This is a genomic window from Micromonospora sp. NBC_01796, assembly GCF_035917455.1.
Lineage (GTDB): Bacteria > Actinomycetota > Actinomycetes > Mycobacteriales > Micromonosporaceae > Micromonospora_G.
Genome location: NZ_CP109078.1, coordinates 7,410,126 through 7,429,092, shown reverse-complemented (window position 1 = coordinate 7,429,092; position 18,967 = coordinate 7,410,126). Strand labels below are relative to the sequence as shown.

14 protein-coding genes are annotated in these 18,967 nt (G+C 70.7%); 9 read left to right on the top strand and 5 right to left on the bottom strand.

Going from position 1 to position 18,967, the window contains the following annotated elements; all coding sequences use genetic code 11:
• Positions 1–200 precede the first annotated feature (200 nt).
• The 6 genes from OIE47_RS33080 to OIE47_RS33055 all read left to right on the top strand — a co-directional run bounded on the left by OIE47_RS33080 (position 201) and on the right by OIE47_RS33055 (position 8,706).
• Positions 201–1,181: an ABC transporter permease gene (locus OIE47_RS33080; protein WP_326558463.1), complete on the top strand. Its 981-nt coding sequence runs from the start codon at positions 201–203 to the stop codon at positions 1,179–1,181.
• Positions 1,178–2,101, top strand: a complete 924-nt coding sequence (locus OIE47_RS33075; protein ID WP_326558462.1) for a carbohydrate ABC transporter permease — start codon at positions 1,178–1,180, stop codon at positions 2,099–2,101. Before OIE47_RS33080 ends, OIE47_RS33075 begins: the two co-directional genes overlap by 4 nt.
• A gap of 74 nt (positions 2,102–2,175) precedes the next feature.
• A complete protein-coding gene (locus OIE47_RS33070) occupies positions 2,176–3,810 on the top strand; it encodes an ABC transporter substrate-binding protein (protein ID WP_326558461.1) in 1,635 nt (544 codons plus the stop codon).
• A gap of 59 nt (positions 3,811–3,869) precedes the next feature.
• Positions 3,870–4,559: a DUF624 domain-containing protein gene (locus tag OIE47_RS33065; RefSeq protein ID WP_326558460.1), complete on the top strand. Its 690-nt coding sequence runs from the start codon at positions 3,870–3,872 to the stop codon at positions 4,557–4,559.
• Positions 4,556–6,589 (top strand): beta-galactosidase, encoded by a 2,034-nt coding sequence (locus OIE47_RS33060; protein WP_326558459.1) that lies wholly within the window; start codon positions 4,556–4,558, stop codon positions 6,587–6,589. Before OIE47_RS33065 ends, OIE47_RS33060 begins: the two co-directional genes overlap by 4 nt.
• Positions 6,586–8,706 carry an alpha-glucuronidase gene (locus tag OIE47_RS33055; protein WP_326558458.1) on the top strand — a complete coding sequence of 707 codons (2,121 nt, stop codon included), beginning with the start codon at positions 6,586–6,588 and terminating at the stop codon, positions 8,704–8,706. Before OIE47_RS33060 ends, OIE47_RS33055 begins: the two co-directional genes overlap by 4 nt.
• A 24-nt stretch (positions 8,707–8,730) precedes the next feature.
• Here OIE47_RS33055 and OIE47_RS33050 read toward each other — a convergent pair whose 3' ends face one another.
• The gene (locus tag OIE47_RS33050) at positions 8,731–12,063 is read right to left on the bottom strand and encodes a BTAD domain-containing putative transcriptional regulator (protein WP_326558457.1); all 3,333 of its coding nucleotides are present in this window, start codon (positions 12,061–12,063) and stop codon (positions 8,731–8,733) included.
• Positions 12,064–12,096: 33 nt separating this feature from the next.
• On the opposite strand from OIE47_RS33050, the gene OIE47_RS33045 reads away from it, so the two are divergent.
• Positions 12,097–12,240 carry a hypothetical protein gene (locus OIE47_RS33045; RefSeq protein WP_326558456.1) on the top strand — a complete coding sequence of 48 codons (144 nt, stop codon included), beginning with the start codon at positions 12,097–12,099 and terminating at the stop codon, positions 12,238–12,240.
• Positions 12,241–12,311: 71 nt separating this feature from the next.
• On the top strand, positions 12,312–12,641 hold the full coding sequence (locus tag OIE47_RS33040; RefSeq protein WP_326558455.1) for a hypothetical protein: 330 nt from the start codon (positions 12,312–12,314) through the stop codon (positions 12,639–12,641).
• A 38-nt stretch (positions 12,642–12,679) separates the two neighbouring features.
• Here the strand turns inward: OIE47_RS33040 and OIE47_RS33035 are convergent, their stop codons facing one another.
• From OIE47_RS33035 to OIE47_RS33025, 3 genes are read right to left on the bottom strand one after another with little or no spacing between them, the layout of a single operon-like run.
• Positions 12,680–13,663, bottom strand: coding sequence for an NAD-dependent epimerase/dehydratase family protein (locus tag OIE47_RS33035; protein ID WP_326558454.1), 984 nt, complete (start codon positions 13,661–13,663; stop codon positions 12,680–12,682).
• Positions 13,660–16,233: an alpha/beta fold hydrolase gene (locus OIE47_RS33030; RefSeq protein WP_326558453.1), complete on the bottom strand. Its 2,574-nt coding sequence runs from the start codon at positions 16,231–16,233 to the stop codon at positions 13,660–13,662. The genes OIE47_RS33035 and OIE47_RS33030 overlap by 4 nt, the downstream gene beginning before the upstream one ends.
• Positions 16,230–17,174 carry a 3-oxoacyl-ACP synthase III gene (locus OIE47_RS33025; protein ID WP_326558452.1) on the bottom strand — a complete coding sequence of 315 codons (945 nt, stop codon included), beginning with the start codon at positions 17,172–17,174 and terminating at the stop codon, positions 16,230–16,232. The genes OIE47_RS33030 and OIE47_RS33025 overlap by 4 nt, the downstream gene beginning before the upstream one ends.
• Before the next feature lie 506 nt (positions 17,175–17,680).
• On the opposite strand from OIE47_RS33025, the gene OIE47_RS33020 reads away from it, so the two are divergent.
• Positions 17,681–18,391 (top strand): hypothetical protein, encoded by a 711-nt coding sequence (locus tag OIE47_RS33020; protein ID WP_326558451.1) that lies wholly within the window; start codon positions 17,681–17,683, stop codon positions 18,389–18,391.
• A 42-nt stretch (positions 18,392–18,433) separates the two neighbouring features.
• Here the strand turns inward: OIE47_RS33020 and OIE47_RS33015 are convergent, their stop codons facing one another.
• The gene (locus OIE47_RS33015) at positions 18,434–18,904 is read right to left on the bottom strand and encodes a hypothetical protein (protein WP_326558450.1); all 471 of its coding nucleotides are present in this window, start codon (positions 18,902–18,904) and stop codon (positions 18,434–18,436) included.
• Positions 18,905–18,967: the final 63 nt, after the last annotated feature.

Sequence of the window (18,967 nt, the reverse complement as noted above, 5' to 3'; positions counted from 1 at the left end):
GTTGTCTCGGGTTCGTGGCGAGCGTGCGGTCACAGTGGACGGCAATTTGAGACCCTTGACACACCTTGGCGGTGCCTTTAAGTTGCCGAAAAAGGTTACCGAGTTTACCGAAAGTTTCGGAGCGGGACCCGATCGGCCTGTCCCCGATCGGGCTGAGGACGTGGTCGGATCTGAGGGGTTGGATGAAAAGCCAGTTGCCCGTGGACACCCTTCAACCGTCACCGCGTACGCACACCGCCGCCACGCCGGACATCCGCGCAGCGCGCCCACGCCGCCGTCGCCGAAGCTGGCGGCGGGCCCTGCGCCGGGACTGGCAGCTCTACTCGCTGGCACTGTTCCCGCTGTTGTTCTTCCTGGTGTTCCGCTACCTGCCGATGATCGGCAACGTGATCGCGTTCCGCCGGTTCCAACCCGGCGGCAACCTGTTCGGCGAGTACTGGGTCGGCCTGCGGTACTTCCGGATGTTCCTCAACGACCCGACGTTCTGGGAGGTGTTCACCAACACCCTGGTGCTGGGCACGCTGACCCTGCTGTTCTGCTTCCCCCTCCCGATCGTGCTGGCGTTGCTGCTCAACGAGGTCCGTACCCGCAGGCTCAAGCGCTTTGTCCAGTCCGTGTCCTACCTGCCGCACTTCCTGTCGATCGTGATCGTGGCCGCCATGGTCATGCAGTTGCTCGCGATGGACGGGGCGGTGAACCAGCTCGTACGCGGTCTCGGCGGCGACGCGGTGCCGTTCCTCCAGCAACCGGAGTGGTTCCGGGCCATCTACGTCTCGTCCGAGGTCTGGCAGACCGTCGGCTGGGGCACGATCCTCTACCTCGCCGCGCTCACCACCATCGACGACAACCTGTACGAGGCGGCCCGGATCGACGGGGCCAACCGGTGGCGGCAGACCTGGCACGTCACCCTGCCCGGCATCCGGCCGACGATGGTGACGCTCCTGATCCTCAACATCGGCACGTTCATGGCGGTCGGGTTCGAGAAGGTCCTGCTGCTCTACAACCCGCTGACCTACCCGACCGCGGACGTGATCTCCACCTACCTGTACCGGATGGGCTTCGAGTCCAGCAACTTCAGTTACGCCGCCGCCATCGGGCTCTTCGAGGCCCTGATCGGGCTGATCCTGGTCCTGTCGGCGAACACGATCTCGCGTCGCACGGTGGGAACGAGCCTGTGGTGACCGTCGGGACCGACACCGCCACCGCGAAGACCGGTCGGCGACGGGGCGTACGCCCGACCCGGGGCTACCGGTTGTTCCAGGCGCTCAACGCGGTGATCCTGACGGGCGTCGTGATCGTGACCCTGTACCCCTTCGTCAACATCGTCGCCCGTTCCCTCAGCGAAGAGGCGTACCTCATCGCCGGGAAGGTCAACCTCGTCCCGCGCGGGTTCGACCTGACCGCGTACCGGCTCGTGATGTCCGACTCGATGTTCTGGACGAACTACCGCAACACCCTCGTGTACACCGTCGTCGGGACGCTCATCGCCCTCGTGCTGACCACCTGTTACGCGTACGTGCTGTCGAAGCCGCAACTCAAGGGGCGCGGGGCCCTGGTCGGCATTGCGGTGTTCACCATGTTCTTCTCCGGTGGCCTGATACCCAACTATGTGCTGATCACCAGCCTGGGGATGAAGAACACCCTCTGGGCGGTCGTCCTGCCCAACGCCATCAACGTGTTCAACCTGCTGGTGATGAAGGCGTTCTTCGAGAGCCTGCCGGTCGAGTTGGAGGAGGCGGCGGCCGTCGACGGGCTGAACACGTACGGCACGCTGCTGCGGATCGTACTGCCGTTGTCGAAGGCCATCATCGCCACGATGGTGCTGTTCTACGCGGTGTCCTTCTGGAACTCGTGGTTCAGCGCGTTCCTCTACATGGACCGGCTGGATCTCTTCCCGGTGACGGTCTACCTGCGCAACCTCATCTCGGGAGCCACCGGCGCGCAGTCGGCCGGCGGCGTGGCCGAGGGGGACGCGGTCCAGGCCGCGGCCACCCTCCAGGCCGTGACGATCGTGCTCACCACCCTGCCCATCCTGGCGGTCTACCCGTTCATCCAGCGGTTCTTCGTGTCCGGCGTGATGCTCGGCGCGGTCAAGGGCTAGCCCGTACGTCCCATCACCGTTCCACCCGCACCGACCTCGACCCACCCACCACCACCGCCCCGAAAGGACGGGCCATGCTCGACAGAACGTGGCGCCGCGTAGCGATAGCCGCTGCCGGTCTGCTCACCCTCAGCCTCGTCGCGTGCTCCGAGGAATCCCCGCAGACAACGGACCTGTCCGCCAACCGGGCCGGTGCCATGGCCGACTACGGCGTCGGGGACCAGTTCAAGGCCACCGAGCCGCTTTCCTTCTCCACCCTCTACAACAACCACTCGTTCTACCCGTTGAAGAACGAGTGGTTGTTCTGGTCGGAGCTCACCAAGCGCACCAACGTGAAGATCGATCCGGTCGCGGTGCCGTTGAGCGACTACGAGCAGAAGCGCAGCCTGCTGATCGGTGCCGGCGACGCCCCGCTGATCATTCCGAAGACCTACCACCCGCAGGAGAACGCCTTCGTCTCCTCAGGGGCGATCCTTCCGGTGAGCGACTACATCGACCTGATGCCGAACTTCAAGGACAAGATCGCCAGGTGGAAGCTCGAGCCCGAGATCAACACGCTGCGCCAGTCGGACGGCAAGTACTACCTGCTCCCCGGGGTGCACGAGAAGCCGCTGCACGACTACTCGGTCGCCGTACGGGTCGACATCCTCGACCAGCTCGGCCTTCAGGTCCCGAAGACCTGGGACGAGTTGTACACGGTGCTGAAGGCGTTGAAGGCGAGGTACCCGGACACGTACCCGTTCTCCGAGCGGTGGGGCAAGCCCACTCCGGGCGGCAACCTGTTGAACATCATCGGTGCCTCCTGCGGCACCCAGGCCGGCTGGAACTACCAGCACACCACCTGGGACCCCGGCGCCAAGAAGTTCGTCTACACCGGCGCCACCGAGCAGTACAAGCAGATGCTCCAGTACGTCAACAAGCTCGTGGCCGAGGGGCTGCTCGATCCGGAGAGCTTCACCCAGACCGATGACCAGGCACGTCAGAAGCTGGCCAACGGCAAGTCGTTTGTCATCGGCGCCAACGCGCAGACCCTGGTCAACGAGAACCGGCCGGACCTGGCCAAGACCCAGCCGAACGCGAAGCTGGTCAAGATTCCGCTGTTGGTGGGCCCGGCCGGGGAGATCAACCCCACCTCCCGCCTGGAGAACGGCATCATGATCTCCACGAAGGCCAAGGAGAGCAAGAACTTCGTGGCCATGATGCAGTTCGTCGACTGGCTGTGGTATTCCGACGCCGGCCAGGAGTTCGCCAAGTGGGGCGTCGAGGGGACCACGTACACCAAGGACGCCTCCGGTAAGCGCATCCTCACCGCCGACGTCAACGTACTCGGGCTCAACCCCCAGGGGAGCAAGCACCTGCAGAAGGAGTTCGGGTTCTACAACGGGGTGTTCACGTACGGCGGCAACCCCGAACTGGTCCAGTCCTTCTTCTCCCCGGAGGAGCAGGAGTTCCAGAAGGTGATGAACGCGCGCAAGCCGGTGGTGGTGCCGCCGCCGTACCCGTTCACCGACGAAGAGCGTGAGCAGGTGTCGCTGTGGGAGACGCCGCTGAAGGACTTCGTCACCCAGAACGGGTTGCGTTTCATCCTCGGGCAGCGGCCCCTCACCGAGTGGGACGCCTATGTGGGTGAGCTGAAGGCGAAGAACTCGGAGCAGTACATCACGCTGGTCAACAAGGCCTACGAGCGCTACCAGAAGGAAAACGGCTGACCGCGCGGTCCGGTCGGGTCCACCACCGGGCCCGGCCGGGCCGGGAGGAAGGAACAACCGTGAGCGACACCGCGCGGGCCGGGCGACAGGTCGGGGAGGGGCCCCTCTCCCGGGCCGCCGCGTTCGTCTACACCCTGCTGGCCGTCGAACTGCTGGTCCTGGTCACCACCCTGCCGGGCCTGGTCCCGCTGGTCCTGCTCGACCGCGACGCCAGCAACCTGCCGCTGGTCGCGACCTGCCTGCTCCCGGTCGGCCCAGCGGTCTCCGCCGCCCTGTACACGCTGCGTCACCAGCGCCCCGACCTGACCGACCTGCGCCCCGCCGGCAGGTTCTGGCGGGCCTACCGGAACAACCTCCCGGGCGTGCTCCGGTTCTGGGTCCCGACGGTGCTCTGGCTGGCCATCATCGCGATGAACCTCGCGAACCTCACCGCGGCCGCCGTCCCGGCCTGGTGGGGGGTGCTGCTGGTGCTCGTCGGGGTCGGGGTGGCCCTCGTCGGGGCCAACGCCCTGCTGGTCGCCTCCCTGTTCACCTTCCGCACCCGCGACGTGCTCCGGCTGGCCCTGTACTTCCTCGTGCGAACGCCGAGCGTCACGTTCGGCAACCTTGCCCTGCTGGCCGCGGCGGCAGGGCTCACCGCGGTCTTCTCGGAGGCGGTCCTCGCGCTGCTCGGCGCGGTCCTCGTCCTGGCGTTCCTGCGGGTCGGCGAACCGATGATCCGCGGCATCCGGAAGGAGTTCACCGCATGACCCTGCCCGTCACCTCGAAGGTCGCGTTCGGCGGCGACTACAACCCCGAGCAGTGGCCCGAGGACGTGTGGAAGGAGGACTACCGGCTCTTCGACGCCGCCCGGATCGACACCGTGACGCTGGGCGTGTTCGACTGGGCCCTCACCCAACCCGCCGAGGACGTCTACGACTTCTCTCCGCTGGACCGGATCGTCGAGCGGGCCGGCGCACAGGGACGCCGGATCTGCCTGGCGACCGGGACCGGCGCGCATCCGGCGTGGCTGGCGCGGGCGTACCCGGAGGTGACCCGGACCGACTTCGAGGGCCGCCGGCACCGGTACGGGCAGCGGCACAACTCCTGCCCCAGCTCCCCGGTGTTCCGCAGGTTCTCCACCGAACTGGCCCGCCGGGTCGCCCGGCGGTACGCGGGAAACCCGGCGGTTGTCGCCTGGCACATCGGCAACGAGTACGGCGGCGCCTGCTACTGCGAGCGGTGCGCCGCCGGTTTCCGCGACTGGCTACGACGCCGGTACGGCAGCCTCGACGCCCTCAACACCGCCTGGTACACGACCTTCTGGTCGCACACCTTCACCGACTGGGACGAGATCGAGCCGCCGTCGGCGTTGACCGAACACTGGCGCGGTCCCGACCACACCGCCTTCCAGGGCATCACCCTGGACTACCAGCGGTTCATGTCGGACGCCATGCTGGGCAACTTCCTCGACGAGCGGGCGGCGATCCGGGAGTCCAGCCCCGACGTGCCGGTCACCACCAACTTCATGGGCATGTACCGGCCTCTCGACTACCACCGCTGGGCGCCGCACCTGGACTTCGCCTCCTGGGACAACTACCCGCCGGACGACCGCTCGGCCGCCCGGATGGCGCTCACCCACGACCTGATGCGCGGTCTCAAGGACGGCCAACCGTTCTGGCTGATGGAGCAGACCCCGAGCGTGACCGCGTCCCGGGACGTCAACCCGCTGAAGCGGCCCGGACTGATGCGGCTGTGGAGCTGGCAGGCGGTGGCGCACGGCGCCGACGCCGTGCTCTTCTTCCAACTGCGGGCCTCCCGGGGGGCCTGCGAGAAGTACCACGGCGCGGTCATCGGCCATGCCGGCCGCTCCGACACCCGGGTGTTCCGCGAGGTCGCGGAGCTGGGCGTCGAACTGGACCGGCTCGGCTCGGTGGCGCTGGGCGCGCGGACCCCGGCCCGGGTCGCGCTGCTCTTCGACTGGGACAGCTGGTGGGCGTTGGAGATCTCCGACGGCCCGTCCCGGCTGGTCCGCTACCAGCAGGTCGTCCAGGCGTACCACCGGGCGCTCTGGGACGCGGGCGTCGACCTGGACGTGGTCGCGGTGACGGCGGACCTGTCCCGCTACGACGTCGTCGTGGCGCCCGCCCTGCACATGCTCAAGGGTGACCTGGCGAAACGCCTGGAGGCGGTGGCCGCGCGCGGCGGATCGGTGCTGACCACGTACCTGTCGGGCCGGGTGGACGAGCACGACAACGCCTTCCTGATGGACGTGCCCGGTCCGCTGGGCCCACTGATGGGAGTCCGCGTCGACGAGTGGGACGCCCGGGATCCGGAGGTGGTCAACCCGGTACGACTCGACACCGGCGCCGGCCCGCTCGACGTCGAGTCGAGGCTGCTGTTCGAGTTGGTGATCCCGCAGGGGGCGGAGGTGGTCGGCAGGTACCGGGCCGACTTCTACGCCGGCACTCCGGCGGTCACCCGGAACTCCTTCGGCCTCGGTCACGGTTGGTACATTGCCGCCGGGCTGGACCAGGCGGGGGTCGCCTGGGTGGTCCGGCAGGTGCTGGTACGGCACGACCTGCTCGGCCCGTACCCGGAGGTGCCGGACCTGGAGTCGGCTGTGCGGGTCACCCCCGACGGGATCCGGCTGCTGTTCCTGCTCAACCACCGGGACGAGCCGGTCGAGCTGACCGCCCGTACCGGTGGCGTCGATCTGATCACCGGTGACCGGGTCGAGGCCGGCCGCCCGCTCCGGCTGCCACGGCTCGGGGTTGTCGTCCTGCGGGAGGACCGGTGACCACCGGCCAGCAGGCGGTGCACGCCGCCTGGCTGCCCCCGGAGGCGTTCGGTGCGCTCGGCTCCCGCCGCGTCCTGGTGCACGGGGACGGTCTGCTCGTCGACACCGTGTTCGCCGAGGTCGCCGCCGCTTGTGCCGGGCACGGCGGCCGGGCGCGGCGCACGGGCGGCAACCCGTCCACGCCACGTGACCCGGCGAACGCCGGTGTCGACGAGGCCGCCGACCTGGTGCTCGCGCTGCGTGGCGGCGAGCCCCTGCCCGCACCGGCGGCACGGGTCGTGGCGGCGGACCGGGCCGGGCCGGACGCCGCCCTCGGTGACGAGGGGTTCCTGCTGGCCCGCGACGCTGGGGTGACGGTGGCGCTGGCCGACGCCCCGGCCGGCCTGCTGTACGGGCTGTTCCACCTGGTCCGGCTCGGCGCGGCGGCCTTCGACGCCCTCCCGGTCCCGCAACGGCACCGGCCCGCGATGCGTCTGCGGATGCTCGACCACTGGGACAACGTGTCCGTGCATCCGGTGATGGGGCAGGTCGAGCGGGGGTACGCCGGCGGCTCGATCTTCTGGCACGACGGCGCCGCCCGCCGCGACCCGAGCCGGGTCCGGGAGTACGCCCGGCTGCTCGCCGCCTGCGGGATCAACGCCATCTCGGTGAACAACGTCAACGTCCACGCCACCGAGGCGGAGCTGCTGACCGAGCGGCTCGGTGACGTGGCCGCGATCGCGGAGATCATGCGTCCGTACGGCATCCGGGTGCACCTGTCGGTCACCTTCGCCGCCCCGGTGGTCCTCGGCGGCCTGCCGACCGCCGACCCGTCGGACGAGCGGGTACGCGTCTGGTGGGCGACCACCACCACGAAGGTGTACGAGCGCATCCCCGACTTCGGCGGTTACGTGGTGAAGGCCGACTCCGAGGGGCAGCCCGGCCCGTTCACGTACGGTCGCGATCACGCCGAGGGCGCGAACCTGCTCGCGGAGGCGCTCGCCCCGCACGGGGGAGTGGTGCACTGGCGGGCGTTCGTCTACAACCATCGGCAGGACTGGCGGGACCGGGCAACCGACCGGGCCCGAGCCGCGTACGACCACTTCGCCCCGCTCGACGGGCGGTTCCGGGACAACGTGATTCTCCAGGTGAAGTTCGGCCCGGTGGACTTCCAGGTGCGCGAGCCGGTCTCACCGGTGATCGCGGCCATGCCGGCGACCCGGCTGGCGGTGGAGCTACAGGCGACCCAGGAATACACCGGCCAGCAGCGGCACGTCTGCTACCTCGGTCCGTGGTGGAGCGAGGTGTTGCGGTTCACGCCAGGGGAGCCGGGGAAGCCGGGGGAGCAGGGGGGACGGACGGTCGCCGACGTCGCCGCGGGCGGGTCGGCAGCGGGAGGCGGACTGGTCGCGGTCTCGAACGTGGGCGACGACCCGTTCTGGACCGGACATCCCCTGGCGCAGGCCAACCTGTACGCCTTCGGCCGGCTCGCCTGGGATCCCCGGCTGGACCCGCTGGCCGTCCTCGACGAGTGGATCGAGCTGACCTTCCCACCGTCGACGACGGGCGACCCGGACCTGGTACGGCAGACACTGCACGCGGTGATGGACGACTCGTGGCGCACCTACGAGCGTTACACCGCGCCACTCGGGGTCGGCTTCATGGTGCGGCCCGGGCACCACTACGGCCCCGACGTGGACGGGTACGAGTACACCCCGTGGGGTACCTACCATTTCGCCGACCGGGACGGCGTCGGCGTGGACCGTACCCGCGCGACGGGGACGGGCTTCACCGGCCAGTACCCACCGCCCTGGAACGCGGTGTACGAGTCACGCGAGCAGTGCCCCGACGAACTGCTGCTCTTCTTCCACCACGTGCCCTACGGGCACGTCCTGCACGGCGGAACCACCGTCATCCAGCACATCTACGACACCCACTTCGCCGGCGTCGAGGAGGTGGAGGCGATGCGCCAGCGGTGGCGGCTGCTCGACGGGGTGATCGACCCGGCCGTGCACCGCCGGGTGGGCGAGCGCCTCGACGAGCAGTTGCGTAGCGCCACGGAGTGGCGGGACCAGGTCAACACCTACTTCTTCCGGAAGTCCGGGGTGCCCGACGCGCGGGGACGCCGGATCCACTGAACCGACCGGCTCGCCGGGCCGCTGCTAGTCCAGGTCCTCGATCAGGGTGGTCAGCTCGCCGACCCGGAGGTGATCCCCCAGGCCGGTGTAGAGGTCGAGCGACTCGGCCCAGGCACGGCGGGCGGCGGGCCGGTCGGTCTCCCGGTACGCCCTGCCGATGATCGCCAGGGCGGCGGCGAGGAACGACGGCCAACCACGGGTCCGCCACAGTCGTACCGACTCCTCCAGGTGCTCGACCGCCTTGACCGGCCGACCCTCGGCCAGCTCGATCTCGCCGAGCACCTGGAGCGCTTCCGCGACGTGGTGGGTCATCGTGTACTCCCGCCCCACCGCGAGGGACGTCGCGGCGGCGTCCCGGGCCCTCGGGTCACCGCTGAGCAGGTGCACCCGGGCCAGTGCCAGCATCGTCAGGACCTCGGCGTAGTGGTCGCGGTAGCGGCCGGAGATCACGAGCGACTCGGCGAGGGCCCGGCGGCTGGAGTCGAGGTCACCCGCCTCCCGGTAGGCGATGCCGAGGAACTGCAGCACGGTCGACTCGTAGCGCGGGGTGCCCAGGGCACGGGCCAACCCCAACGCCGTGTTGAGGTGGGCGAGCGACCGGTCCAGCCGGGCACGCTCGCCGTACGCGAGCGCGAGCGCCACGTGCGCGCGGGCCTGGCCGCCGACGTGCCCGGTTTCCTCGGCGAGGTGCAGCGACCGTTCCCCCATCGCGACCGCCTCTTCGACGGCGCCCTGCGCGGTCAGCCCCCACGAGCAGACGACGGCGGCGTCCGCCATACCCCGCCGTTCGCCCAACTCCGTGAACATCTCCAGCAGCCGGGCACCTTCCGAGCGCAGTACCGCCATCGCCTCCCCGGCCTGTTGCCCACCGTTCCAGGTGCGTACGTCGACGAGGCCGCGCAGCATGACCGCCTCGCCGAGCAGGTTGCCGTTGCGCCGGCAGGTCTCGATCACCAGTTCGTTGGTGACCTGCCATTCGACGTACATGGCGCGGATGTCGAAGTACTTCTCCAGGCACCCGGCCAGGCCGAAGGCGAGCTCGTCCAGGCCGAGGTCGCACGCCTGCCGGATCGAGGCCCGCAACGCCAACTGTTCGGCGTCGAACCAGTCCAACGCGTCGAACCGGGGCATCGACCCGTCGGTGACGAACCCGATCGGCGTACGGGGCGCCGACCCGTGGATCGGCGCGTAGCAGGGACCGGGCACGTCGGCGGCCATCCGTTCGGCGAACGCCAGCCATGCGCCGAGGCCGCGTGCCAGCACCGCCGCGCAGCCGTCCGCCCCGTCCTCCGCCTCGGCGCGTTCCCGCGCGTAGAGCCGTACCAGGTCGTGGTAGCGGTAGCGGATCTGCCCGATCTGGTCGGGCGCCGCCATCGCCAGGAGTTGGGCGTCGACCAGCGCGTCGACGTGCTCGGTGGCGTCGTCGAGGGAGATGCCCAGCAGGCTGGCCGCCAGCCAGTGCGGAAAGTCCTGGGTGGTGAACAGACCGAGCATCCGGAACAGCCGCGCAGCCGTCTCGGGCAGCCCCTGGTAGCTCAACGCCAGGGACGCCCGGACCTCCAGGTCGCCGGTGGCCAGCCGGTCGAGCCGGCGCCGCTCGTCGGCGAGCAGCGTCGCGAAGTGGGCCAGCCGCCACCCCGGCCGGGCGGTGAGCCGGGCACCGGCGACCCGTACGGCCAGGGGCAGGCCGCCGCACAGCCGCAGGATCTCGGCCGCGTCGTCGTGCTCCGCCCCGACCCGTTGCTCGCCCGCGATCCGGCCCAGCAGGCGCAGGGCGTTGTCCGGGTCGAACACGTCCAGGTCGATCCAGCGCGCGCCCTCGACACCGGTCAGTCGCGCTCGGCTGGTGACCAGTACCGCGCAGGTGGCCGCGCCGGGCAGCAGTGGCCGGACCTGCTCCTCGGAGGCCGCGTTGTCCAGTACGACCAGCACCCGACGGTCGGCCAGCCGGCTGCGGTACAGGGCGGCACGCTCCACCACGTCGTCGGGCACCGCCCGGTTGTCGACGCCCAGCGAGCGCAGGAACCGGGCAAGGACCTCGCCGGGTTCCGGCGGGCGCGGCTCCGAGCCGCGCAGGTTCACGTACAGCTGGCCGTCGGGGTAGGCGCCGGAGACCAGGTGTGCCACGTGGACGGCGAGTGCGGTCTTGCCGATCCCGCCCATGCCGGCGATCGCGGCGATCAGGAGGGCCGGCGAGCCGCCGGTCAGCAGCCTCCGCACCTCGTCGACCGGCTCCTCTCGGCCGGTGAAGTCGGCGATGTCCGGGGGCAGCAGCGAGGGAACCACCACCCACGGCTCGCGTCGCTGGCCGCCGGCTGGGTCCGGCAGGTCGCCCCCGGCGTCCGAACCCTCCTGTTCGGGCAGCTCGTTGCGCAGGACCCGCAGGTGCGCGGCCTGCATCTCCTGCGCCGGCTCCACGCCGAGTTCCTCGATCAGGCGGTCGCGGACCTCGGCGAACAGGCGCAGTGCCGCGGCCCGCTCACCGCCTCCGGCGAGCGACAGCATGAGCCGGGCGTGCACTCCCTCGTGGTAGGGCTCGTCCTGCGCGAGGTGGCGAAGCGCCGTCACGGCCCGTTCGTAGCGACGCAGTTCGATGGCCACGTCGGCCAGGAGCAGGGCCGCGACCAGGCGCTGCTGGCCCGCCTCGGCGGCCACCGGATGGTCGCGCAGCCGTGGGTTGGCATCGGCCAGTACCGGGCCACGCCACCAGCGCAGTGCCTGTTCGAGCAGGTCCAGCGCCTCGGCGGGACGCCGGTCCCGCAGGGACCGGGCCCGGGTGAGCATGGCGGCGAACCTGGCGAGGTCGACCTGCTCGTCGTCGAGGCGCAGCAGGTAGCCGGCGTGCTCGAGCTGGATCACCCCACCGGGCGTCCGCTGGGCACGGGCCGGTTCCAGCATGGTACGAAGCTGCCCGACCGCCATGTGGATCTGGGTGACCGCCGTCTTGGGCGGCTGCGCGCCCCAGAGCATCTCGACGATCTCGTCGCGGGTGACCGACCGGTTGAGCCGCAACGCCAGCAGCCCGAGCAGCCCGCGCTGGGCCGAGGTGGCGAAGGCGACCGCACGGCCGCCACGGCTGACCGTGAGCGGGCCCAGCACGTCGACCCGGAGCTGGTCACCGCCGGGCCGGCTCTCGACCCGGGCCGCGGACAGGAGCTCGTCCCGGTCGGCGGCGGACAGGTCGAGTGCCACGACCAGGCGCTGGAGGGAGTCGGCGTGTGGCTGCCGTACGCGGTCATGCTCGATGTCGCGCAGGGCCCGGATGCTGACACCGCTGCGTGCCGCGAGCGCGTCCTGGGTGAGCCCGGCGCTGCGGCGGTGACGCTGGACCAGCTCGCCGATTCGTACCGGGGACACGGAAGCGTCCATACCGAAATCACTCCTGCGTCGATGAGTCCCGCAGCTCTCGCCGCCCGGCGTGATATCTGCCGGCGCCGATTCTGCCGGTTCCCCGGTTCGTGGTCCAGGGTCATCCCGATCGTCCTGTTGGACACCGCGATCGCCGCCGCGTCCTGGGGTCGACCGACCACGTGATCGACATAGCCGCGGCTGAGCGACCCGCGCTAGCCACCCCCGCCGGTAGGACGTACGGAATACTGCCGGCTGTGACCCTGCCGAGCGAGAAGAGTCCGTCCGCCGGGCTGATCCTGGTCGCCGTCGTCGAGATGGCGCCCGGGCACGCCGAAGCCGGACAGCGGTACGAGGACGCGGTGCTGGGACTGCTGGACCGGCACGGTGGTGTGGTCGAGCGCCGCCTGCGCGGTACGGATTCGGCAACCGAGGTGCACGTGATCCGGTTCCGGTCCCGAGCCGGATACGAGTCCTTCATGGTCGACCCGGATCGGCTCACCTGTCGCGCCGGTCTCGGCGAGGCCGCGCCGACCACGCGTGTGATCGAGGTACGCGACCTCGGGACGCCCGTCCACGGATCCTGACCGTCCACGGTGGAGGACACCGTGGCGGTTTGCCGGAGTTACCGGGGGTCGCGCCCGTACGCCGCGGCCAGCCGGGCGAATCCCTCCTCCAGGGTGACCTGCGGTGACCAGCGAAGTGCCGCCCTGGTGCGGCGTTGGTCGAACCAGTGCGCCGTGGACAACTGCTCGGCCAGGAACCGGGTCATCGGCGGTTCCTCGGTCCGCCGCAGCGCCGACCAGACCCGCTCCACCGCGGCGCCACCGATCTTCGCCGCGGCCACCGGCACCCGGAGCCTCGGTGGTGTCGCCCCGGCGGCGACGCAGATCCGGTCGACCAGCTCGGCCACCGTGCGCGGCTCACCGTTGGTCACCACAAAAGCCCGCCCGTGTACGGCGTCGTCGGGAGCCCGGTCGAGCGCGGCGACCATGGCCTCGGCGGCGTTGCTGACGTACGTCGTGTCGATCAGGGCGGTGCCCCGGCCGACCAGGGCCAGCCGGCCGGACCGCGCCCGTTCGACGATCCTGGCCACCAACTGGGTGTCACCCGGTCCCCAGACCAGGTGCGGGCGGACCGCCACGACGGCGAAGTCGGTGGCGTCGGCGGCCAGGGCGAGCAGCTCGGCCGAGGCTTTGCTGCGGGCGTAGTTCCCCCTGGCCCGGTCCGGATCGGCCCGGTCGGCACCGACGCCCACCAGGTCGGTCCCGTGGTGGGCGACCGACGGCGAGGAGACCTGCACGAACCGCGTCACGCCGGCGGCCCGGGCGGCGTCGAGCAGGGTGGTCGTGCCGCCGATGTTGATCTCCTGGAACTGTGGCCATGCGCCGGTCATCGACACCTTCGCGGCCAGGTGGACCACCGCGTCCACGCCGTCGACGGCCGCGCGTACGGCCGCCGGATCGGTGATGTCGCCGCGCTGCTCGTCGACCCCGGTCAGGCCGCTGGGCCGGCGCTGCAGGACGCGGACTCGGTCGCCGCGCAGCACCAGGGCGGTGGCGACGGCACCGCCGAGCATGCCGCTGGCGCCGGTGACGAGGACCTTCACAGTCCGCTGAACCTCCCGCCGGCGAGTACCCGTTCCGCCCATCGGCGCAGTCGGGAACGGTCGATCTTCGAGTTGTGCCGGATGTCCGTGGGCAGGTTCGGGACGACGAGTACGGCCGCGACCGTGGGTGCGACCACCGCTCGTACCGCGTCGGTCAGTTCCCGGCCGGCCAGCCCGGCCCGGCGTACCGGGGGCAGGGTCTCGGCGATGACCACGACCTGCGCCGCACCGCGCGGCCCGACGCCGACCACGGCGGCCCGGGCGATCTGCGGCAACGACTCCACCTGTTGCTCGATCCCGACCGGGGTGAGGACGCCCTCCGACGTGATCAACACATGGGTCAGCCGGCCCTGTACCCACAGCCGGCCGTCCGGGTCCACATAGCCGACGTCGCCGGTCCGGTGCCAACCCGGGTTGCGCGAGCTGGCCCGTTCGGTGAACCACAGAACGTCGTACCGGTCCTTGGCATGCGCGGCGCGGACCATGATCTCGCCGGTCACCCCGGGCACGTCGCCGGGCTGCTCGGCGGGTGTGCCGGTCGGGTCCAGGGCGGCGATCGCCACCTGCACGCCGGGCAGTGGCCGGCCGACGCAGACGCCGTCACCCGGTCCGGCGTCGACGATCTCGTCGAGGGTGATGTCCGTGACCGGGAGGACCTCGGTCATCCCGTACGGGGTGTGCGGCTGCGCCTTCGGCATCAGCGCCCGCGCCCGGGCGAGCAGTACGGCGGGCACCGGTGCGCCCGCACTGAGCAGCAGCGTGACCCCCTCCAGTGCGGCACGATGCCGGGCGTCCAACGCGTTCCCGGTGTCGACCACGTTGCGTAGCGCCGCCGGTGAGGCGAACACCGCCGAGGCGTCGACCGCGGCCGTTGCCTCGGCAAGGGCGGTGGCGGTCAACGTACGGGGAGCGGTCACCCGCATGTCCGGGATCGCCGAGGCGGCACCGAGGGCCGGTCCGAACAGTGCGAACGGCGCGAACGCCGCCACGATCCCGGTTTCGGCGTCGATACCGAGGTCGGACAGTGCGTCGCGCATCGCGGCGAGCTGACGGTGGGTGTAGACCGCGCCCTTCGCCGGCCCGGTCGAGCCGGAGGTGAACAGGACCGCCGCGTCGTCGTCCGGTTCGGGCGCGGCGGGCAGTTCCCGGCCACCCGCACCGAGACGGGCGAGCCGGCCCAGGGTCAACGCGCCGAGTGCGGCGGCACCCGGTCCGGCCCCGAACCGTCGTCCCGGCCAACGCAACGCGCGGGCGACGGCCAGTCCCTGACCGACGGCGATGATGTGCGCGGGGGCGGCACCCCGCAGTGCCCGGTTCATGCCGGCCAGTCCGAGCCCCGGGTCGGCCACCACGATCACCGCGCCGATGCGCAGGCACGCGTAGACGGCTGCGGTCAGGTCCGCGCCGGGCGGTACGAGCAGCGCCACCCGGTCGCCCCGGCGTACTCCGGAGGCGGACAGTCCCGCCGCGATCTCCCGGATCCGCCGCCACAGCAGCGACCAGCTGACCTGCCGGCCGTTCCGGGCCATCTCGACCAGCGCGACGGACCGGTCGTCGGCGCGCTCGGCCAGCGTCGCCCAGAGCGGACGCCACGGCGGTACGGCTTCGGGCGTGGCGGTCGGGGCCGGGGTCGACCGGTCCAGGTCGGCCACCCACTGCGCGACCGCACCGGCGACGTCGGCGTCCTCGGCGAGCAGGTGACCCGCTCCTTCGAACCGGTGCAGTTGCGCGTGCGGCAGTCGGGTGCGCAGGTCCCGCAGGTGTGCGGCACCGAAGACCGGGTCCCGTGGCCCCCACAGCAGCAGTGCCGGTACGTCCGCGAGCCCGTCCAGGTGCTGCGCGACCTCCTGCAACGCCGACCAGCTCGGATGTTCGGGGCGCAGCGGGATGTCCGCCACAAAATCGCCGATCGCCGATCGCCGCCCCGGCGTCCGGTACGGGGCGAGGTAGCCGTCCCGGACCGGGGTCGGCAGCCACGGATTCGCCAGTGCGAGAGTGGCCTGCAGGAACGTGGGAGTCCACACGGTGACCGTCGGCAGGATGCCGGGCAGTCCGGCCAGCCGGATCAGCGACGGTGCGGGTGATCCGCTCGGTTGGTGGACGGCCGTGTTGGTGAGCACCACCCCGCGGAGCTGGTCGCGGTGGCGCAGGGCCCAGCCCAGGGAGATGGATCCGCCCCAGTCGTGGCCGACCGTGACGACCGGTCCGGTGAGGCCCAACGCGTCGGTGACCGTACCGAGGTCGTCGATCCGTTGGGCGAGCCGGCGTACCGTGCCGGTGCGTTCCGAGAACCCCATGTCGAGGTGGTCGACCGCGACCACCCGCCACGGCGGGGCGTCGGGCCGGCTGAACCGGGCCAGCATATGCCGCCACAGGTACGACCAGGTCGGGTTGCCGTGCACGCACAGCAGGGTGCCGACGTACCGGGTGTCGTCGGGGTCCGCTGCGCCGGTGTCCAGGACGTGCCAGGTCCGCTCCACGCCCTGGCTGTCCACTGCGGTGACCGACCGGGACCAGGCGGGGTCCAGACCGGGCAGGACAACCGGCGGCAGCCCTTGATGGCCGTTCACCACACGATTTCCAGGGCGCAGGTGTTCAGGCCGGAGCCGACTCCCATGCACAGCACCCGGTCGCCGGAGCTGAGTGAGTCGGCGTGGTGCGCGAGGGTCAACGGCAGCGATGCCGGTCCGACGTTGCCCAACAGGGGGAACGTCGTCGGGACCCGGCGCGGGTCGAGGCCGAGCCGGTTGACGACTCCGCGCGTGTGGGCGGCCGAGACCTGGTGCATCACGTACAGGTCCATGTTCTGCCAGTCCCACGGTCCGACGTGCGCCCAGGTCGCCTCGGCCAGTCCCAGGCCGGCGTCGAGCAGACCCTTCGCGTCCGTACTCATCATGGTGTTGTCCCCGACGCACAGCTCGTGGTGCTGGGTCGCGGCCCGGCCCACACCACCGACCAGCCGGTGCCCGGCCGGGTGCGTGTCCGCCGGTCCCAGGACCATCGCCGCAGCGCCCGAACCGAGGGTCAACGTGGCGAACTGCTCCCGGACCTCCTCGCGGGTGGCGTCGGGGCGGCGCAGCCGGTCGATGGTCGCCTGTTGGGCCTGCCGGGAGCTCTCTCCCGCGACGATCAGCGCGTACCGGATCTGCCCGGCGTCGATCATGTTGGCGGCGACCTGGATCCCGTTGACGAACCCGAGGCACGCGTTCGCGATGTCGAAGTTCAACGCCGAGTGGGGTAGTTCCAGCGTGTGATGGATGGCGACTGCCGTCGATGGCTCGAGATGTGCCCGGGACACCGACGTGTTGATCATCAGGCCGACGTCGCGGGCGTCGACGCCGGCTTCCGAGAGTGCCTTCGCTCCGGCCATCGCCGCTCCGTCGGCAAAGGAGAAGCCCTCCGGCCACCACCGTCGTTCCCGGATGCCGGCGATCCGCTGGAGCATTCCCCGGCGCATGCGTAACCGTTGAAGGGTGTCGCCCAGTTCGTCGTCGATTTGGTCAGAGGTCACGATGACCGGCGCCTCCAAGGCCGCCACTGACAGTACCGCCGTGTTCGTGTAGCGATACTCAGCATTGCCGTCGGTCATCCAGCCTCCGTCCGTAGCCCGTACCTCGGGGCTCGAAGTTATCCACTCCGGCCTCCGTTCACCAATGATCAATTGTCTTGGCGGTGAACATCACCCCGCGTACCGGCGTCACGCGCGGCTCGCGTCGACTTTGGGTGTTTGTTTGGCGACCATGAGTAGCTGAAATCGACTCCCTACCACCGGTTTCCCGTGCCGTCTCCACGAGCGTCGGTCGGATTGTCGACGTGGTCGTGGATCGCGGCTACCCGTCGACGTATCCGACCAGTGGGTCAGGTTCCTAGGATGGTTAGGCGTTGTGCCTCGGGCAACGGAGATGTCGGTACGGGCCGAGCTGTCGAGCACCGGAAAAGGGACATCCGCCAGAGAACCGGGCGGAGGATGCGGGCTAGCATGGCCCGGTTCCTAGGCGGCGGCTGAAACGAGGCGACATGGGGTGGTTCCGGTCTTTGCTGGGCAGGAAGAAGGTCCAGCAGGATCCGACCCGGCAGGAGGCACTGCTCCACGATGTCCGGCGGTTCGGCGCCCGGGCGGACGTCCGGTTTCCCGAGCAGGCCGACGCGGTGGCGCGGTTGCTCGACGGTGACGACGGGTTGTCGGTGGCGGCCCGGATCATGCGCGATTTCGCCGACGAGGCCCACGCGGAACTCCACGCCCAGGCAGCCGACCTCAACCGGCGGCGTGGTTACCGCCTCGTGGTCGACCGACGGAACTACCGACCGCTGTGGCAGGCCGCCGGGCCGGAGTTGCGCTGGCCACTGTTCGCCCTACCCGGCGGCCTGCACCCGTACGTGCAGGTGGCCGCGGCCGTCACCGTCGTCGGCGCGCAGGCCTCCCGGATCGTACGGGTGACCGACCCGTACCCGTTGCTGGCCCACGTGTTCGAGGTGTTCGACCTCACCGCCGCCGGCTGGGAGTACGGCCGGGTCCAGGTGGACGTCGACGGCGCCGCCCTGGCCAACGGGCTGATCTACACCGCCCGGGATCTCCGGGGCGCGATGGACGACCCACCTCCGCTGCCGCCGCCGGTCCGGGAACTGATGCGACGCAACAACACCATCGACGTGTACGACCCCACCGGCACCAGGGTCGTCGGCGGGATCAATCTGGGCGGGGAGTTGAGACCTTCCCTGCTGGTCTGAGACCCGGCCCGGGATCTCCGGAACCGGGCGGGTCAGCGCGGGTCAGCGGCGTCGGGCCGCGGTCAGCGCCACCACGAACTGGCCACCGCCGGGCTCGATGCTCGCCGTGACGGGAAGTGCGGGGGCGAGTCGGGAGAAGCGGTCCACCAACCAGTCCGCCGTCTGCTCGGCATCGGCTCGGTCCGCGCACCGGACCACGATCTCCCGGCCGCCCTTGCGGTCCAGCCGGTCGGCAACCGTGAGCAGCACCGCCGGCTCCATCAGGACGATCTCCGCCGGCCAGGGAATCACCGGAGTGACCGCGCCCTTTTTCGTGTTGCAGCCCCGGTGGGCCAGGCGCTCCCCACCGGCGAAGTCCGTACCGGCCTTCTTGGCCGCCGCCCGTTGGTTGGTCGTCCTGCTGTCGACACTCGGGCCGCGCGGGTCGTTCACCGACGTGGCCCGGTCGACCGGTTCGTCACAGACCCAGCAGCGCCAGCCGTCCCGGTCTGCAATGTCTTCGAGCTGGCTCATGCGGGGGCTGCCGATCGTCGGAGGGCTGTGGACACCGCACACGCTAGCCTGCCGTCCGGTCGA